This is a genomic window from Seonamhaeicola algicola (genome assembly GCF_007997385.1).
In the GTDB taxonomy this organism is placed as follows: domain Bacteria; phylum Bacteroidota; class Bacteroidia; order Flavobacteriales; family Flavobacteriaceae; genus Seonamhaeicola; species Seonamhaeicola algicola.
Genome location: NZ_VOSC01000025.1, coordinates 666,657 through 684,906, shown reverse-complemented (window position 1 = coordinate 684,906; position 18,250 = coordinate 666,657). Strand labels below are relative to the sequence as shown.

Genomic DNA, 18,250 nt, shown 5'->3' with positions numbered 1-18,250 from the left:
TAAAATTGAAAAACTTAGCATTAATAATATTAATATTATATTCTAATATTGCTTTCTCTCAAGTTTTCAAAAACATAGAACAACAAGCAAAACTTTCTAACTTAGGAGAAAACAACGGTGTTGCCGTAGCAGATTATGATGGCGATAAAGATTTAGATTTAATTGTTGTTGCCAAATCCAAAGACAATAAGGACAGTAAAAGTATAACAAGGCTATTTAAAAATAATAATAATGGTACTTTTACAGATGTTACAACTGAAGCAGGATTAATTAACCTTTATCCTGAAAGTGAGAATTCACCTGAGTTTAGTGGTATAGATGGTATTAAGCATGGTGTTTCTTGGGGTGATTATGACAATGATGGGTATCCTGATTTATTTTTTACCCACAGTTATAAAGTTCAATTATTTCACAATCAAGGAGATGGATCATTTATTGAAACAACAGAACAAGCTGGTATATTAAAAAGAAATAATTGTAGAAACACAAGTGCAACTTGGTTTGATGTTAACAACGACAGTTATTTAGATTTATATATATCTGAATGGGGTGAATGTGAAAACAACTTATTCTATATTAATAATGGAAATGGTACATTTTCAAATGCTACAGAACAATTTGGCTCACAAAACCTAAAGTTTTCCTACATGAGTATACCTTTTGATTTTAATAATGATGGTTGGATGGATTTATACGTAAATCAAGATACAGGAGGAGATAATGACTTATTTATTAATAATGATGGAAATAATTTTACTGAACAAGCTATTAATTACGGTTTAAACACTGCAAATAATAATATGGGAGTAGCTATTTTTGATTATGATAATAATGGTTGGTTTGATTTTTTTGTAACTACAATAAATTTAAATGTATTTTTTAAAAATAATGGAAATAATACATTTAATAAAAATTTAGAATATAGTAATTTAAAAAATACAGGTTGGGCATGGGACTTAGCTTTTTCTGATTTTGACCTAGATGGTGATGAGGATCTTTTTATTACAAATGGATTCAAAGAAATGGCTCCTAATGAAAAACAAGAAAATTATTATTTTGAAAACTACAATGATAATGGAACCATTTCCTTTACAGATAAATCAAAAGAAACGGGCTTAAATAAACTTTCTGTAAGTATTAGTGCAACACCTTTTGATTATGATAATGATGGTGATTTAGATTTATTCGTAACAAACAACAATAGCCCATCAAACTTATATGAAAATAAAATAATAGAATCCTCTCAAGAGAATCTAAACTGGTTCAAACTCATTCTCGAAGGCACAGTCTCAAATCGTCAAGCTGTAGGTACAATTGTTACTATTAAAACCAATTTGAATACACAACACAGATACAGCACAGGTGTACGCTACTTGTCACAGAGTATTCAACCCGTACATTTTGGCTTAGGAAAAGCTACTGATATTGAGGAAATTTCAATAAAATGGCCATCAGGAATTGTTGAAACATATAATTCACTTGAAATTAATTCAACTTTTAAAGCAATAGAAAACCAAGGTATTGAAAATTACAATGTACCAACTGCTATTAAGAAAAAAGGATGTACAGATCCTTCATCTTGTAATTATGACCCAGATGCCTTAATTGATGATGATTCCTGCCAATACTTACAAAATAATGAAATTATTGGAAGTACAGATGTAGGCTTATTTTCTACAACAACTTACTCTTACAACGCAAAACAAAACAACACTTTAATTTGGGAGGTTTACGGAGGTGAAATAATTAGTGGGCAAAACACAAACACTATTAATGTAAAGTGGCATATAACAAATAAAGGAACAGTTTCTGTAATTGAATCTGACATGTTTTGCTCTACTAAAAAAATTAGCTTAGATATTTTTCCAAAAATATCATTAACTAATGAGCAATTTTCAATTGCTAGAATTTGGAACGAAGTTTTATTACAAGCCATAAGAAATGATTTTGCAAGACCAACAATTCATGCTAGAAACTTATTTCATTGTGGTATTGCAATGTATGATTCTTGGGCAATTTATAATAATACTAAAACTTACCTTATTGGAAAAAATCATAATGAACAAGATTTTACTGAATTTATTGGCCTAAGTAAACAAGAAATTGAGAAAACCATTAGCTATGCCATGTATAGACTGATAAATTATCGCTTTAAAGATTCTCCTAAATTTAATGAAACTAAAATATTAATAGACATGGTTATGTCTCAATTAAATTTGGATATAAATTATAATTCACAAAATTTTAATAATGGAGATGCAGCAGCATTGGGCAACTATATTGCTCAAACTATAATAAATTATGGAAATAATGACGGATCTAGAGAAAATACTAACTATTCAAATGCTCATTATAAACCTCTAAACCTTCCTTTATCACCCAGAGTATCTGGCAGTGGTATTTTAAATAATCCAAATAGATGGCAACCTTTAAGTTTAAATCAATTCATAGATCAAAGTGGTAATTTAATTTCAGGTAACACCCCTGAGTTTTTAAGCCCTGAATGGGGTCAAGTACTACCTTTTTCACTAAATAAAGATTTTCAAGTTAATTACACCAGAGACAATAATAATTATATCGTTTACCATGATCCAGGCGCTCCTCCCCTTTTAAATATAAATAATGAAGATGTTAGCAGTGAAAATTATAAATGGGGGTTTTCATTAGTATCTATTTGGGGGGCGCATCTAGATCCTTTTGATGGTGTTCAATGGGATATTTCACCAAAATCAATAGGCAATTTAAATATTAATAATTTTCCTACTGATTTTAGCAACTATCTAAATTTCTATGATGAAATAAATGGAGGAGATAATAGCATAGGTCATTCAATAAACCCAATAACAGGAGTTCCTTATGAAACTCAAATTGTCCCAAGAGGAGATTACGCAAGAGTTCTAGCTGAATTTTGGGCTGATGGACCCGACTCTGAAACACCTCCTGGGCATTGGTTTACTATACTAAATTACGTTAATGATCATCCTTTATTTGAAAAAAAACTTAATGGAAGTGGCAATATACTACCTCCTTTAGAGTGGGATGTTAAAGCGTACTTTTTACTTGGTGGCACAATGCATGATGCTGCTATAGCTGCTTGGAGTGTTAAAGGATGGTATGACTACATAAGGCCTATTTCCGCAATAAGATATATGGCTAGCCAAGGACAAAGTAGTAATAACATGCTGCAAAATTACAATACAGCAGGTATACCTCTAAAACCTGGATATATAGAACTTGTTGAAGAAGGTGATGAACTTGCTGGAGACACAAATGAACATATTGGAAAGATTAAACTTTACACATGGAAAGGACATAACTATATTGATGATACTAATACTGATATGGCTGGCGTAGGATGGATTTTAGCCGAAAATTGGTGGCCTTACCAACGCCCCAGTTTTGTAACGCCACCTTTTGCGGGTTACGTATCAGGGCATTCAACATTCTCTAGAGCTGCCGCAGAATTAATGACACTTCTAACAGGCTCAGAGTTTTTCCCTGGAGGTATGGGGGAATTTATTGCTAGGAAAAATGAATTTTTAGTTTTTGAAGAAGGTCCTAGTACTGATGTTAAATTACAATGGGCAACCTACAGAGATGCATCCGATCAATGTAGCTTATCAAGAATTTGGGGAGGTATTCACCCGCCAGCCGATGATATACCAGGTAGACTTATAGGTGAAAAAATTGGTAAAGATGCTTATAGTTTTGGAGTTAAATATTTTGAAGGAAAAGAAAACAATACATCTACACCTTCAAACTATAAAATTTACCCTAATCCTATAAGTGAAAACTTTATAATTAATGTAACAAATACCACATTAAATGATAAATTTAAATTAATTGATTTAAAAGGAAGTTATTTAAACATTATATCAAAACAATTTAACGAAAACACAAATAAAACAACACTAACACTTCCCTATAATTTAGCATCTGGTGTTTATATTTTAAAAATTAACCAAAAGTCAAACCTTATAATAAAACCCTAAAAACCAACCTGTAAATAGTAATTTATTGCTAATATTTAAACATTTGTTCTACTGTTAACACATTTATAATTTTATATTTATATAAACTAACTTAAATATAAATTTATGATGAAAAAATTACTATTACTTGTTTGTATTATTACAATCTATTCAACATCTTCTTATGGCCAATATATCTTGGATTTTGAAGATACATCTAAGTTTGGGGCTACTCAGCAATCAAATGGCGCACCTCATACCGAAGTTACTGCTGCCACAAACCCTGTAAAAGCTGGAATAAACACTAGTGATAATTCACTTCAATTTACTGAAACAGCAGGTGCTCTTTATTGGGAGTTTGGATTTTTATCTAATTCACCTGATCCTGAAATGGACGGTAACAGCTTTGGTTTTGCCCTAAATGAAACGAATGGCAAAATATTAAAACTTAAAGTGCTTTCAGTAAATGAAACAGATTTTGAACTAAAACTTCAACCTTACATTAATGGAGCTGTTTACAATGGAGGAGCTACTCAAAGTCTATCTAGTATTAATTTAAATACTTGGTATGAAGTTACATTCGACTTTTCTGCTGCTCCAGATGGTTGGGTTCCTAGAGTAGATGTTTGGTTTAATCCTACAGGAGGTACCAGAGATGGAGATATTTTCTACATTGATGATTTAGCCCAAGTAACAACTCTTGGAACTAAAACAAAAGATTACAACTCAATAAACATACATCCTAACCCTGTTTCCAACACCTTAAAAATAACTGATTATCAAAAATATAAACACATTACTATACACAACTTATTGGGGCAAGAACTTAAAACACTAAATTCAAAAAGGGAAATTGATGTTTCTGATCTTAAAAACGGAATCTATATTTTAAAAACAGACACTGGAAACACTTCAAAGTTTATAAAAAAGTAACAAAATATCTTAAATTAAAAAGGTGTAAACAGTTAAAAACTATTTACACCTTTTTTATTTTGTGACCACGGCAGGATTCAAACCTGCAACCTCTTGAGCCGTAATCAAGTGCGCTATTCAGTTGCGCCACGTGGCCTTTTTTGTGGGTGCAAATATAGCATTTATTAAAACTTTACCAAACATTTATTTCAAAATTATAAATATGTATTTTTGAAACATGGTAAAAGACTTAATACAGCAAAAATTTGGTAACACCCTAGATAGCGGCTTAATTGCCGAAATACTTGATGTTGGCATTATAAAATCATTTTTAAAAGATGATATTATTATTGATACAAACCAAACCATAAAATACATACCTTTACTTTTAATTGGGAATATTAAAATTTTAAGAGAAGACGATGCTGGTAATGATTTACTCATTTACTTCCTTGAAGCTGGCGAAACCTGCACCATGTCTCTTACCTGCTGCATGGGCACCTCAAAAAGCAAAATAAGAGCTGTTGCAGAGCAAGACTCTACGCTAGTTATGATACCCGTGCAAAAAATGCAAGAGTGGTTTCATAATAACCACAGTTGGCGAAACTTTATTTTAGAAAGTTACCAAGCCAGGTTTGAAGAAATGCTTGATGCTATTGATAGTATTGCCTTTTTAAAAATGGATGAACGCTTGCACAAATACTTACTCAATAAAGCTATTTTAAACAGCACTAATACCATAGAAATTAAACATCAAGAAATAGCTGAAGATTTACATTCATCTAGAGTTGTAATTTCAAGACTATTAAAACAACTTGAAAAAGAAAAAAAGATAGCCTTAGGCAGAAACAAAATTGAAATTTTAAAAGCTTAAGTAACCTAGGTTACATCATTGCCACTTTCTTAACCTTAATTTTGCACGTAAATTAAGTAGAATGGAAAGTATTTTAAACCCTTGGCCTTGGTATGTTTCAGGCCCTTTAATTGCCTTAATAATGGCTTTATTGCTTTATTTTGGTAAAACTTTTGGTATGTCTTCAAATTTAAGAACCATGTGTTCTGCCTTTGGTGCTGATAAGTTTGCAGATTTTTTTAGGTTTGATTGGAAAGCCCAAAAATGGAATCTTACCGTAGTTTTAGGCGCCATAATTGGTGGCTATATTGCAGTTAATTTTTTATCTAACGGTACACCAACCAATTTAAATACAACTACAATTTCCGAACTGCAAAACTTAGGTTTTAAAAATGCAGGAACCACACTTGTACCTAAAGAAATGTATGGTTTAGATGCCTTAACATCAGTTGAAGGTTTACTCATTTTAATTATTGGCGGTTTGCTTGTTGGCTTTGGCACACGTTACGCTGGAGGTTGTACATCAGGGCATGCCATTACTGGTTTAAGCAGTTTACAAAAACCTTCGTTAATTGCTGTTATTGGCTTTTTTATTGGTGGTTTAGTAATGACTAATTTTATTTTACCAATAATCTTTAACCCCTAAATTTAATTCAAAATGAAATTTTTAAAATTCTTAATAGTTGGTATTATATTCGGAATAATTTTAGTAAAATCTGAAGCTGTTTCATGGTACAGAATTTACGAAATGTTTAGGTTTCAATCTTTTCATATGTATGGTATTATTGGTACAGCAATTGCTTCGGGGGTACTATTTCTTCAATTGGCAAAAAAAGGCTTTATAAAAAATATACATGGCCAAAAAATAGCCGTTCCCAAAAAAGATAGAGGTTTTATAAGATATATTATTGGCGGCACCATTTTTGGACTTGGTTGGGCTTTAATTGGCGCATGCCCTGGCCCAATGTATATACTTTTAGGCACTGGTGTTTTTAGCATGCTAATTGTAATTGCAGCGGCATTAATAGGTACGTTTTTATATGGTATTTTAAAAAATAAACTACCACATTAAAAATGGACAACACAGATATTTTAGGTTATATTGGCGCACTAATTGTTGGTTTAGTACTAGGCTTAATAGGCGGTGGCGGTTCAATTTTAACAGTGCCATTGTTGGTGTATTTATTGGGTTATAACCCTATAATTGCTACAGCCTATTCGTTATTTGTGGTAGGCACAACATCATTAGTTGGCACACTTCAAAAACACAAAAAAGGGTTGGTTGATTTTAAAACAGGTTTAGCGTTTTCTTTTCCTTCATTTGTGGCTGTATATTTATCAAGGCGCTACTTGGTACCTAATATTCCAGACAGTCTTTTTTCAATAGAAAGCATTGAAATTACAAAAGAAATGAGCATCATGATTTTCTTTTCAATTATCATGCTTATTTCTTCAGTTTCTATGATAAAAAACAAAAAAAAATCTGATGTTACTACAAAAAATAGTCAGCCGTATTACAAAACATTTATACAAGGTATAATCATTGGTACTATTACAGGAATAATTGGTGCTGGTGGCGGTTTTTTATACGTACCCGCTTTAGTACTTTGGGCCAATATACCCATGAAAAAAGCTGTAGGCACATCATTAATTATTGTAACAATTAACTCTTTAATTGGTTTTACTGGTGATATGCAAACACTAGCAATAGATTGGTTTTTTCTGCTATCATTCACCATAACTTCTATTATTGGTATTTTATTAGGCGTGTATTTATCAAAATTTATAAGCGGAAAAAAGCTAAAGAAAAGCTTTGGTATTTTCACTTTAATAATGGCTATATACATTGTATACAGAGAAACTAGCCTAGAATAATTTATGTGACTTTAGTCACACTCAAAACTGAAGCACTTTAGTAATTTTGAATACGAAAAAGATTAAAAAAATGAAAATAGAACAAATATATACAGGATGTTTAGCACAAGGGGCTTATTACATAGAATCTGAAGGCGAAGTTGCTATAATTGACCCACTACGCGAAACACAACAATACATTGACAAGGCTACTAAAGAACATGCTACCATTAAATATATTTTTGAAACACATTTTCATGCCGATTTTGTATCTGGTCACATTGATTTAGCCAATAAAACAGGCGCTACAATTATTTTTGGCCCTAATGCTAAAACAGATTATGATGCCTATATTGCAAAAGATAACGAAACTTTTAAAATAGGAAAAATCACTATAAAGGTGCTTCATACACCTGGCCACACTTTAGAATCTGCCACCTATTTATTAATTGATGAAAACGGGAAAGACCACGCTATTTTTTCTGGAGACACCTTATTTTTAGGTGATGTTGGCAGGCCAGATTTGGCTATAAAATCTGATTTAACTAAAGAAGATTTAGCCAGCATGTTATATGATTCGCTTCGAAATAAAATTATGCCTTTAGCTGATGATGTTATTGTATACCCTGCGCACGGAGCTGGTTCTGCTTGCGGTAAAAACTTAAGCAAAGAAACCGTTGGTATTTTAGGTGAACAAAAGCAAACAAACTATGCGTTAAGGGCTGATATGACTAAAGACGAATTTGTAAAAGAAGTACTTGATGGTATACTACCACCACCACAGTATTTTGCCAAAAATGCGCAAATGAACAAGTCTGGTTACACAAGTTTTGATACAGTTTTAGAAAAAGGCGATGTTGCTTTAACTGCCCAAGAATTTGAAAACATTGCAAACCATGAAGGCGCTTTAGTTTTAGATGTTAGAACCGAACAAGAATTTGTAAAAGCACACATACCAAATTCCATTTTTATTGGTATTCATGGTGGTTTTGCCCCTTGGGTAGGCGCTTTAATTACTAATTTGCAACAACCTATTTTATTGGTAACACCTAAAGGCAAAGAAAAAGAAACCGTTACAAGATTATCTAGAGTTGGTTATGATAACACTTTGGGGTATTTAGAAGGCGGTATTGATGCTTGGAAAGACGCAGGAAAAGATATTGAATTTATTGAATCTATTTCTGCTGAAATATTAGCTGAAAGAAATAAAAATGGTACCATTGAAATTTTAGATGTTAGAAAAGATGGCGAATATAAATCTGAACATTTAAAAGGTGATAACGTACATCATTTTCCGTTAGATTATATTAATAACAACATGAATACCATTAATAAAAAATCTAATTACTACGTACATTGCGCTGGTGGTTACAGATCTGTAATTGCAGCCTCTATTTTAAAAGCTAGAGGTTTTAATGTTATAGATATTGCTGGTGGTTATGCTGCCTTAAAAAAGACCGATTTACCAAAAACAGATTTTGTGTGCCCTTCAACTTTATAAAAAATGAATACTACAATACAAATACAAAACTTAAAATGTGGTGGTTGTGCTAACACAATCACCACCAAATTATCTGAATTGGAATTAGTGAATAATGTAAAGGTGGATAATGCTAATAATTCAGTATCATTTTCTTATGAAAATGAAGAAACCCTTAAAACAGTTAAAACACTGTTAGTTAAATTAGGATACCCTGAAATTGGCAATAAAAATGTACTAACCACAAAAGCAAAATCTTTTGTAAGTTGTGCTATTGGCAGAATGCATAAATAATTATACTATTTCGGCGCTTAAACCTGCATTTAATAGTGCTGTACAACGTGGTTTTAAATCATCATACTCACCAGTTTTCACTGTACATTTACCTTTATAATGTACAATAATTGAGCATTGTTCAGCCTGTTCTGGTGTGTGTTCACAAGCAGTAATTAATGTTTCAATTACATGATCAAAGGTGTTTACATCATCGTTGTATAACACAATTTCATTTAAACTAGCTTCTTCTTCTAAAACGCTAAATTGTTCTTGTATTTTTTCGTGTGTACTCATAGCTATTCAAATTTATAAAAAAATACGTTACAAAAATTGTAAGCAAGATATAGATTTTAAATTTGGTGCAGAAAATACTTTTTTTAACAATCCGGTTTCTTCATCAATTTTAAAAACTTCAATAGTAAAAGAATCTTGATTTGCCACTAATAGCCAATTTCCACATGGCGAAATTTCAAAATCTCTTGGTGTTTTACCAAAAACAGTTTGAATTCCAATTTGCTTTAACGTGCCTTCTTCTTCTGAAAAGTTAAATATTGTAATTGTTTCGCTTCCGCGATTAGCGCAATATAAAAATTCACCATTTTTTGATAGTTTTATAGTTGCGCTTGAGGGTGTTTCTTTATAATTTTCTGGTAGCGAATTTATAGTATTAATTACTTCAAATTTATCATGCTTTAATTTTAATATAGAAACATGGCCCGTTAATTCATTCATTACAAAACCGTAGTTCCCGTTTGGGTGCATAACTAAATGCCTTGGCCCACTGCCCAAAGGCATATTAATGCTGTAACTTTCTTTTAATACAGCCTCTTTTTCTATGTTATAAACCATTACTTTGTCTATACCCAAATCTGGCACAAAAACTTGATTTTTGCGTGTATAAACCATGTGAGAATGCGCAGCTTCTTGCCTTGTTTTATTAATACTGTTTCCGGTGTGTTGTATTATTTGCGAATGTGAATTTATTGAGCCATTAGTGTTTACAGGGTATAAATGCACATTACCTGTCCAATAACACGCTACCGCTAACAGGTTGTTATTTATAAAGTTAATATGACAAGGCAAACCACCTAAAATAGGCTGTTTGTTTATAAATGTTAAACTATAGTCTTTGTTAATTTTATAAGCCAACACATGCGGGTGCTTCTGTGGCATTACCTCTTGAAAACTATACAAAAATTGTTTATTTTTTGAAATAGTTACATAGGCAGTATTTACATTTTCTGTAATATGTAAACGTGTTAGCTCGCCTGTTTTTTCATTAAATTTTAATGTTGAAATACCTTTACCAAAACCTTCTAAACCTGGCAAAACTTCTGTTGTGTATGAGCCCGCAAACAAAATCATATGCTATTGATATTTTAATGCTACCCAATTGTTTCGCTCTAATGTATGTTGAAGTTTTAGGTTGTATTTAGAAACCTCAGCATCAATAGTTGGAATATCATTGTTATAAAATCCGCTTAAAAATAATGTACCGCCTTTATTTAAACAAGCTGTGTAGGTTTTCATATCTTGAAGTAAAATATTTCTGTTTATGTTGGCTATAATTACATCGTATTTTTTTCCATGTAACAGTGATGCATCACCTTCAAACACTGAAATATTTGAACAATTATTCCGTTCAACATTTTCTAAACTGTTTAAATAACACCAATTATCAATATCAATAGCATCAATAAGTTTGGCGCCTTTCATTTCAGTTAAAATAGCTAAAACACCTGTACCACAGCCCATATCTAACACCGATTTATTTGCAATATCAGATTTTAAAATATGTTGTATCATCATGTGTGTAGTTTCATGATGCCCGGTACCAAAACTCATTTTAGGCTCAATTACAATATCAAATTTTGTATTGAATTTTTCATGAAACGGCGCTCTTACAGCACAAATATCATCAACTATAATAGGGTTAAAGTTCTTTTCCCATTCAGCATTCCAATTGGTTTGTTCAATTTCAGAGAAGGTGTATGTAATTTTAAACTCATTTGAATTTAAAATATTAATATCATTTAAAATAGCATCTGTCCATGCATCTTTTTGAATGTAAGCTGTAACGCCTGTTTCGGTTTCAACAAAGCTTTCAAAACCGGCGTAACCTAATTCTGCAATAAGAATTTCGGTAGCTGGTTGCAAAGGTTCTACTTTAAACTCGTAACCTATGTATATGATATTTGACATAATCTATTTTATTTAAAGCACAAATATAGAAGTTAAAACTACAACAGTTCTTTTTCAATAGCTATTTTAATAATCCCAACGCTATTTTTTGCACCTAGTTTACTCATTATATTCATACGATGGGTCTCGACTGTTTTAGGGCTAATAAATAATTTTTCGGATATTTCTTGGGTAGTCAATTCTTCTGAAATAGCCACTAATACATCATGCTCTCTCCTAGTTAAATTTGGTTTTAATCCGTTATCTGAAGTTATTCCTGTCTGACTCAACAGCTTCCTATGGATATCCTTTTGCAAGAAGAGTTCTCCTGAAAGAACAGTTGTTATGGCTGTTAGTAATTCTAACTTATCTGTATTTTTAAGTAAATAGCCATGAACCCCATTTTTTAACATGCGTTTTACAAAAGAAATGTCTTCAAAATTAGTGAGTCCAATAATTTTTAAATCGGGATACTTTTTTAATAACTGTTTGCTTAAATCTATGCCATTAATGTCTGGTAAATTAATATCTAACAGTAATACATCTGGTTGATCTTTAGGAATCCCTTCTATGGTTTCGTAAGCATTTTTATAAGTCCCCACAAAGGTAACCTCAGGTGTATTTTCCAGCATTGATAGTATGCCTTGTAACACCATTTCATGATCGTCTGTTATTGCTATTTTAGTTACCATCCACTTTGTCTTTATGAATATCTACTGTATATGAAGTTCCTTGATTATTTGATATAAAATCTGTGGTAGCATTTAAATAATCTACTCTAGATTGTATATTACTTAACCCTATACCATCACTCTCTATATTATTTTTATCAAAACCTTTACCGTCATCTTCTACTGTTATTTGAACGGTATTGTCTCTAGAGCTTATCTGTACATTTATTTGAGAGGCTTCAGCATGTCTAACGGCATTAGTTACTAATTCCTGAATGATTCTAAAAGCATTGACTTCTGCTTTTTTAGACATTTCAATAGATTCTCCTAAATGCTGAAAGGTAATTTCTAAACCTTCAGTTACATCATTTAAGTTACTACAATATACTTCTGTTGCTTCCAACAAATTGAAATTTTCTAAAGAAGGCGGAATTAAATTATGTGAAATAGCTCTTACCTGCTTACAAGAATCATCTATCATGGTAATAGCTTCTTTAATCACATTATTATTCATTTCTAGTAGTGAAGACAATTTATACTTAATAGCCGCTAAATCTCCGTTTACACCGTCATGCAATTCTTTTGCAACGCGATGACGCTCTTTTTCTTCTCCCTCAATTAAAGACTCAAGCGTTTTTATTTGAAACTCTCGTTTAAGCGTTAATAGCTCTTGATTTTTTCTTTTTTGGCGTTGTTTGAATAAGAATACCAATAAAGTTGTGGCAATTGCTAAAAACACGATAGCACCCAACATATAATTGTTTTGTGTTTTCTCTTTCTGAATCTGCGTTTCTTTGTCTTTAAGTTCTAGTTGTTGCGTAGCAATTTCTTTGTTTTTTTTTGCGGTTTCATACTTAGTCTCAATCTCCTGAATCTTTTCTAAATTAGCTATCTTGAACACACTATCCTTAAAATGAATATGGCTCTTAAAACTTTGAAAGGCAGGCTCAACTCTTTTTAATTCATAAAGACTATTACTTTTGGCTAAATACGTTTCAGAAAGCAGGTTCAGGTTATCTATGCTCTCTGCATAGGCAATGGCCTTATCAAAATGAATTTTAGATTTAGCTAAATCTTTCATTTTACCATAGATAACCCCTAACTCCATATGCGTTTCCACTAATTCGTCAATATCTTTTAATTTTTGACGAATAGACAGTGCTTTTTTCAAGAATGGTAATGCTCTGTTTAAATAGTTTTTCTTTTCGTGAACAGAACCAATATTATTATAGTTCCTAGCAATTTCTTTTTTATTATCATTTTCTATATTAATGGCTAAGGAACGTTCAAAAAAATCAAGCCCTTCATCAAACTTATTCATTTTGGTATACAAACTACCTATGTTATTTAGAATAGTGCCTTTGGCAAATTTTAAATTTTCATCCTTAGTCTCTTCGACAATTTCAAGAGCATCCAATAAAAACTTTATGCTTTTATCATAATCCTCTAAAATTGAATACACATTAGCAATATTTAGAAGCTTTACGCCTTTGCCGTAATCATTTAATTTTTTTTCATCATACTCGATACCCTCAAAATAAGTCTCAATTGCCTTTTCATAATTTTCTTCATTTTTATATAAAATCCCTAATGATGAATAAATATGAGACTTATTTAACCCCTCCTCTTCTGAAATTTTGGAAGACTTATTTAGATAAACTTTTGCAGAATCGTACTCATTTGAATATAAGAAAGCTGTTCCTATATAATAGTTGGCCTTAGCCTCTATTTCTTTATCACGAATATCAATAGATTTATTTAACGCCTTCTTACCATAAATTATGGAACTATCAATATCCTGATACAAATAATAATACGCTAGTTCATTAAATGTCTTGGCTAAAGAAGAGTCATTATTAAGTTTATTGATGCTTAACTTTAAACTATCGATAATATTAGAATTCTGAGACAAAACGGAAAAACTACACACGAAAAGAGCTAAAAGAAATACAATGTTTCTCAAAAGAATAATTTTTAGATATTTAAATGTAATAAAAATAAGATTAGAAATCTGTTAATTGCAAACATCACTAGCTCCAATAACCCATTTATCACCATTAATATAAAAAGCGCCATCTTCTGTGTAACGTTCTATAGGCATATAATTTACCTCACCAGCATTAGACACTAACCTAATGACCATATAATTTTTAATTACCATAAGGTTCCATAAGCCTATACCTTCGCTATTGTTTGATGACACCTCACCATCAAAGGCGCCACCACCTGCATGAAAATCTGAATACCCATTAAAAGCAAACTGCCCATTAGAACAAAAGTTTATAGTAACTTTAATGTTAGAGCCTACACTTATACTTCCACCATAATTAGAAGTGTAATAAGAACTGTATTTTACGAGTTTTCTCCCCTTAAACATATTGGCTTTTTGCTTTGCCGCACTATTCATAAAAGGTAAATATGTTATAGATTTCGAAATTTCAACAGCCAAATCTTGATAGCTATCTTTAAATGCTTGTTTAGGCACCAAAACAAGTGTCATTACTCCACCTATTTGCCAAAGTTTACTTTTAGATACTACTGCCACTAAAATAATTTCTTGCCCATTACTATAACTGCCTTGGTAAAGTGCTATATAGTTTCCATTATCTAGCTGCATAATATCTGTGGCTAAAGCGGCTTGCATACCATCTTCTTGTATGGTTTCTTGCATGTTTTGTAATATAACGTGTTCGTTTGCCCACCCATGTTCTATTAGCATAATGGCAGCTTGCTCATTAGAATTACTTAACATAACTTGTCCGTAATTTTCTTCTTGTACTTGCCAACCAACAGGCACAGAAGCTTTAATTGCTATGCCTTCAAATTTAGTTTGTGAAAATGCAGACATGCCCAGTAAAATAAAAATTAAAAATCTCATTGTTTTACTATTTTAAACACTTTAGATTTTGAAGCATCACTAGCTTGAACAGACACAAAATACAAACCAGTTGCTTTATCAGTCATATCTATTTTCAGCTTTGAGGACGCATTGTTATATACATTTAAGACTTTCCCCTGAATATTTGAAATAGTAATTTTTGTATTTTGTATTGCATCACACTGAATATTTAAAGTTTGAATTACAGGGTTTGGATATGCTTTTATTGTGTTTTTGGCTAACACCTCATTTGCAGTACTTAACACACCTGCACATTTTCCATTGGCTCCGGCATTATAAATACTTTGAATTTCCGTTTCAGTTAGTGCTCGATTATAGACACCTATCTCATCTATCTCTCCAGAGAAAAAGTTAGTGTAATCGTTTAAAGCCCCGTTAGGGTTGTGATATTGACCTCCAATAGTTAAAGGTAAACCTACAGTACTTGACGGACCATTATTAAATGTTTCCCAACCAAAATGAAAACCATCTGCATAAATAGAATGTTGATTACCTTGCCTCACATAAACATAATGGTGCCATTGAAAGTCTTCGAAACTCGGACCAGTTAAAACAATGTTTGCTCCAGTATTATCTTCAAAAATGCATTGGAAGGTGGCATTTTCAAAACGCATAGAAAATACTGTAGGAACATCTGCAGGTACATAACCTCCACCTTTGGCAATAACCTGTTGGCTTACTGTTGCGAAACCTGTTTGTTTTGCCCAAAGTTCTACCGTAACATCTCCAGTGATATCTAGATCTGGGCTATGTGGCACCACAACCACATCATCTACGCCATCAAATAAGAATGATTTACCCACAACACCTGTGGTGTATAAAGTGCCGTTGGTAGTACCATGATTATTACCTAATGAATCGTTTGTATTATCTTCTGCTTTCCACCAACTTATTAAATTATTTGGTGATGTTACACATTGCGAAAAGCTTAAGAAACTAGTGCAGCAAAAAACACTTACCAATAAAACAAAATATTGTTTTTTCATAATAATTGATTTAGTTAAAACTGTAAGACAGCCCTATTTGAATGTTATTAATCTTTAAATAATTATCACTATCACCTCTATCTAATAAATTAGTTTGCCCCCAATCATATCTGGCATCAATTGATATTTTGTCTGACACATCATAAGACAATCCAAAATCAATTGCAAAATTGGTAGATTTTACGCCTTCACCAGTATCTAACAGAAACCCTAAACTTGGACCTACTTTGGCTTTGAACTTATCTGAAATATTATAAGAAGCTAAAACCGGAACTTGTATTTGATTAAAGTCTTTAACTGCTACAAGCCTTACTTCTGGCAACAATTCTAATTTATCAGCTAAATTTATATCTGCTAAAGCTAGTCCTAAATAAAACCCTGTTTCACTAGACGTCTTACTAAAATTTACAGTTGAATTAATTGAACTATTATATGAAGTGGTAGATTTTGAGTTAGTGAATTTTGTAGTTAAATCTGTGTCTGTTGGTTGTCCATCTGTGGGATTTTCTGTATGTATTGTACTTACAGCATAATCAATATACATTATGTTTACCCCTCCTGTTACTTTTAATTTTTGTGCAAAAGTTAACGATGTTACAAAGCACATTAATACTGTTAGTTTGATTATTGTTTTCATTTTTTTGCTTTTAATTTGTTGTTATTATTGATTCTGTGTTTATTTGATAATCTTCTATTCTTATGTCTTCTACTTCACCTGTACACAAACAGGTAGTTGTTTCCCATATGGTTTGTACACTAGTATCATTAAAACTGGCACGCTTAAGAATAGATTTCTTATAGTCATCACTTTCTGTAAACCAATAGACATGCTTATTTTTGATATCTAACTTCATTCTATGTGGTAAAAATTGAGAAGTTACAGGATGATTTTGTGCTATTTCAGCAAAATTTAAATTGACATCTAATCCTTTTAAACTTAAAGTACCTACGGTATAATATCTACTACTTCCTCTATCATAAGACAGTATCATATAAATAATATCATTAGAAACATCTACTGCTATATCATGTATTTCATGACCATCTGTTTTAAAAATGGCACTACTTTCTAAATCGGTAGAACTTTCTAGGTTGTAAGAATACAAGGCATATCTATCATGCATTATTAAAAATGGTTGTTCACTGTCTTCTACCCATATTTTTTTAATTGCATTAGCTCTGGTGGCATTTTCAACTTGAACCAACATGGTTTTATTACTGCCATCTGCATTCATTTTATAAAGTCTATGATTACCTATTTTGTTTAAATCTGCGCCTTCTAAAAAATAATACACCTCTTGCTTTGTCTGATTTTTTGCTAATGCACTGAAAATGTAATTTGAAGTTGATACATTTTTTATTTCTCGTCCTCCTGCTGAAAGATTTACAGATGTAATATTAACATCTAGACCAGATTCTGTAGAACCAACAAGTAATTCATTGTATTCTGGGAAAATTATTAATGATTTACCATCTGTAACATCTTTTGACAATAAGGTTTCTTGGGTTGTTGCATCATTATAAATGTCTACACGCATAATACTTTCGTACTGTCTATCAGAATAAAACAATTGATAATTAATTGCTTGTTCTTCTTCGGTTTCTGATGCAATACACTCTATAGTTATTGTAGTAGATGCATTATTATCATTTGCATCTCTAAAAAGAAAATTAATGGAATAAACTCCAGGTGTAGTTGTAGAGAAATTACCAGTTAAATCTAATACTTTGTTGTTATCACTAAAATTGCTTTCTACATCTGCATCAACTAAATTTCCGTTAGCATCTGTTATTGTAAAAACACCAAAAACAACTGCATTATTATCTGTAGCTCTGGCATGTATTTCTATAGAATTGGATGGTAAACTAACGTTTTCAAGATGAAATGTTATATTATCAATTGGGGCGATAATTTCTATTACTGGGGCTTCATCATCACCTTCAAGAGGTTCAGTTTTACAACCAACAAATAAAATAGTTGTAATTGCAAATATTAAAAGAAATTTAAAAATTTTCATAAGGCTAAAATTGTTTATTAATAACTGATTGCAAGTTACTTTCAACCTTATAAAAAAATCTAAGGGCATTCACCCAGATTATAAAAATCAGGGAATACCCTTAGAAATTTACAAAACTAAAAAAGCGCTCAAATTTTAAATTTTGAACG

17 protein-coding genes and 1 tRNA gene are annotated in these 18,250 nt (G+C 31.6%); 8 read left to right on the top strand and 10 right to left on the bottom strand.

What is annotated here, in order from left to right; translation table 11 throughout:
• Positions 1-5 precede the first annotated feature (5 nt).
• Together FUA26_RS11715 and FUA26_RS11710 are read left to right on the top strand one after the other, a co-directional pair.
• Entirely contained in the window at positions 6-3,992 is a 3,987-nt protein-coding gene (locus FUA26_RS11715; RefSeq protein WP_147136157.1) for an FG-GAP-like repeat-containing protein, read from the top strand.
• Between the two features lie 105 nt (positions 3,993-4,097).
• Positions 4,098-4,904: a T9SS type A sorting domain-containing protein gene (locus tag FUA26_RS11710; protein ID WP_147136155.1), complete on the top strand. Its 807-nt coding sequence runs from the start codon at positions 4,098-4,100 to the stop codon at positions 4,902-4,904.
• Positions 4,905-4,966: 62 nt separating this feature from the next.
• Here the strand turns inward: FUA26_RS11710 and FUA26_RS11705 are convergent.
• Positions 4,967-5,040: transfer RNA gene (locus FUA26_RS11705), tRNA-Arg, on the bottom strand.
• An 81-nt stretch (positions 5,041-5,121) separates the two neighbouring features.
• Between FUA26_RS11705 and FUA26_RS11700 the strand changes: the two genes are divergently transcribed.
• From FUA26_RS11700 to FUA26_RS11675, 6 genes are all read left to right on the top strand, one after another.
• Positions 5,122-5,757, top strand: coding sequence for a Crp/Fnr family transcriptional regulator (locus FUA26_RS11700; RefSeq protein WP_147136153.1), 636 nt, complete (start codon positions 5,122-5,124; stop codon positions 5,755-5,757).
• A gap of 61 nt (positions 5,758-5,818) precedes the next feature.
• Positions 5,819-6,382, top strand: coding sequence for a YeeE/YedE family protein (locus FUA26_RS11695; protein WP_147136150.1), 564 nt, complete (start codon positions 5,819-5,821; stop codon positions 6,380-6,382).
• A gap of 12 nt (positions 6,383-6,394) precedes the next feature.
• On the top strand, positions 6,395-6,808 hold the full coding sequence (locus FUA26_RS11690) for a DUF6691 family protein (RefSeq protein WP_147136147.1): 414 nt from the start codon (positions 6,395-6,397) through the stop codon (positions 6,806-6,808).
• A 2-nt stretch (positions 6,809-6,810) separates the two neighbouring features.
• A complete protein-coding gene (locus FUA26_RS11685; protein ID WP_147136144.1) occupies positions 6,811-7,611 on the top strand; it encodes a sulfite exporter TauE/SafE family protein in 801 nt (266 codons plus the stop codon).
• A 70-nt stretch (positions 7,612-7,681) separates the two neighbouring features.
• A complete protein-coding gene (locus FUA26_RS11680; RefSeq protein WP_147136142.1) occupies positions 7,682-9,091 on the top strand; it encodes an MBL fold metallo-hydrolase in 1,410 nt (469 codons plus the stop codon).
• A gap of 3 nt (positions 9,092-9,094) precedes the next feature.
• Positions 9,095-9,364 (top strand): heavy-metal-associated domain-containing protein, encoded by a 270-nt coding sequence (locus tag FUA26_RS11675; RefSeq protein WP_147136139.1) that lies wholly within the window; start codon positions 9,095-9,097, stop codon positions 9,362-9,364.
• On the opposite strand, the gene FUA26_RS11670 is transcribed toward FUA26_RS11675, so the two are convergent.
• From FUA26_RS11670 to FUA26_RS11630, 9 genes are read right to left on the bottom strand one after another with little or no spacing between them, the layout of a single operon-like run.
• Complete coding sequence (locus tag FUA26_RS11670; RefSeq protein WP_147136136.1) at positions 9,365-9,640, bottom strand: ATP-dependent Clp protease adaptor ClpS; 276 nt, start codon at positions 9,638-9,640, stop codon at positions 9,365-9,367. It lies immediately after the preceding gene.
• A 27-nt stretch (positions 9,641-9,667) separates the two neighbouring features.
• The gene (locus tag FUA26_RS11665) at positions 9,668-10,711 is read right to left on the bottom strand and encodes a lactonase family protein (RefSeq protein ID WP_147136133.1); all 1,044 of its coding nucleotides are present in this window, start codon (positions 10,709-10,711) and stop codon (positions 9,668-9,670) included.
• A gap of 3 nt (positions 10,712-10,714) precedes the next feature.
• Positions 10,715-11,548: a 50S ribosomal protein L11 methyltransferase gene (gene prmA, locus FUA26_RS11660; RefSeq protein WP_147136131.1), complete on the bottom strand. Its 834-nt coding sequence runs from the start codon at positions 11,546-11,548 to the stop codon at positions 10,715-10,717.
• 38 nt (positions 11,549-11,586) lie between these two features.
• Positions 11,587-12,219 carry a response regulator gene (locus FUA26_RS11655; protein WP_147136128.1) on the bottom strand — a complete coding sequence of 211 codons (633 nt, stop codon included), beginning with the start codon at positions 12,217-12,219 and terminating at the stop codon, positions 11,587-11,589.
• Positions 12,209-14,161 (bottom strand): tetratricopeptide repeat-containing sensor histidine kinase, encoded by a 1,953-nt coding sequence (locus FUA26_RS11650; protein ID WP_147136126.1) that lies wholly within the window; start codon positions 14,159-14,161, stop codon positions 12,209-12,211. Before FUA26_RS11650 ends, FUA26_RS11655 begins: the two co-directional genes overlap by 11 nt.
• Positions 14,162-14,212: 51 nt before the next feature.
• Positions 14,213-15,076 (bottom strand): hypothetical protein, encoded by an 864-nt coding sequence (locus tag FUA26_RS11645; RefSeq protein WP_147136123.1) that lies wholly within the window; start codon positions 15,074-15,076, stop codon positions 14,213-14,215.
• Positions 15,073-16,083, bottom strand: coding sequence for a LamG-like jellyroll fold domain-containing protein (locus tag FUA26_RS11640; RefSeq protein WP_147136120.1), 1,011 nt, complete (start codon positions 16,081-16,083; stop codon positions 15,073-15,075). The genes FUA26_RS11645 and FUA26_RS11640 overlap by 4 nt, the downstream gene beginning before the upstream one ends.
• 10 nt (positions 16,084-16,093) lie before the next feature.
• A complete protein-coding gene (locus tag FUA26_RS11635) occupies positions 16,094-16,720 on the bottom strand; it encodes an outer membrane beta-barrel protein (RefSeq protein ID WP_147136117.1) in 627 nt (208 codons plus the stop codon).
• Between the two features lie 10 nt (positions 16,721-16,730).
• A complete protein-coding gene (locus FUA26_RS11630; protein ID WP_147136114.1) occupies positions 16,731-18,101 on the bottom strand; it encodes a hypothetical protein in 1,371 nt (456 codons plus the stop codon).
• Positions 18,102-18,250: the final 149 nt, after the last annotated feature.

Excerpts from the sequence above, each read along its gene's own strand:
- FUA26_RS11630 (WP_147136114.1), bottom strand. The coding sequence starts at position 18,101 with ATGAAAATTTTTAAATTTCTTTTAATATTTGCAATTACAACTATTTTA.
- FUA26_RS11665 (WP_147136133.1), bottom strand. The coding sequence starts at position 10,711 with ATGATTTTGTTTGCGGGCTCATACACAACAGAAGTTTTGCCAGGTTTA.
- FUA26_RS11690 (WP_147136147.1), top strand. The coding sequence starts at position 6,395 with ATGAAATTTTTAAAATTCTTAATAGTTGGTATTATATTCGGAATAATT.
- FUA26_RS11640 (WP_147136120.1), bottom strand. The coding sequence starts at position 16,083 with ATGAAAAAACAATATTTTGTTTTATTGGTAAGTGTTTTTTGCTGCACT.
- FUA26_RS11685 (WP_147136144.1), top strand. The coding sequence starts at position 6,811 with ATGGACAACACAGATATTTTAGGTTATATTGGCGCACTAATTGTTGGT.
- FUA26_RS11635 (WP_147136117.1), bottom strand. The coding sequence starts at position 16,720 with ATGAAAACAATAATCAAACTAACAGTATTAATGTGCTTTGTAACATCG.
- FUA26_RS11695 (WP_147136150.1), top strand. The coding sequence starts at position 5,819 with ATGGAAAGTATTTTAAACCCTTGGCCTTGGTATGTTTCAGGCCCTTTA.
- FUA26_RS11700 (WP_147136153.1), top strand. The coding sequence starts at position 5,122 with ATGGTAAAAGACTTAATACAGCAAAAATTTGGTAACACCCTAGATAGC.
- FUA26_RS11675 (WP_147136139.1), top strand. The coding sequence starts at position 9,095 with ATGAATACTACAATACAAATACAAAACTTAAAATGTGGTGGTTGTGCT.
- FUA26_RS11655 (WP_147136128.1), bottom strand. The coding sequence starts at position 12,219 with ATGGTAACTAAAATAGCAATAACAGACGATCATGAAATGGTGTTACAA.
- prmA (WP_147136131.1), bottom strand. The coding sequence starts at position 11,548 with ATGTCAAATATCATATACATAGGTTACGAGTTTAAAGTAGAACCTTTG.
- FUA26_RS11670 (WP_147136136.1), bottom strand. The coding sequence starts at position 9,640 with ATGAGTACACACGAAAAAATACAAGAACAATTTAGCGTTTTAGAAGAA.
- FUA26_RS11680 (WP_147136142.1), top strand. The coding sequence starts at position 7,682 with ATGAAAATAGAACAAATATATACAGGATGTTTAGCACAAGGGGCTTAT.
- FUA26_RS11710 (WP_147136155.1), top strand. The coding sequence starts at position 4,098 with ATGATGAAAAAATTACTATTACTTGTTTGTATTATTACAATCTATTCA.
- FUA26_RS11645 (WP_147136123.1), bottom strand. The coding sequence starts at position 15,076 with ATGAGATTTTTAATTTTTATTTTACTGGGCATGTCTGCATTTTCACAA.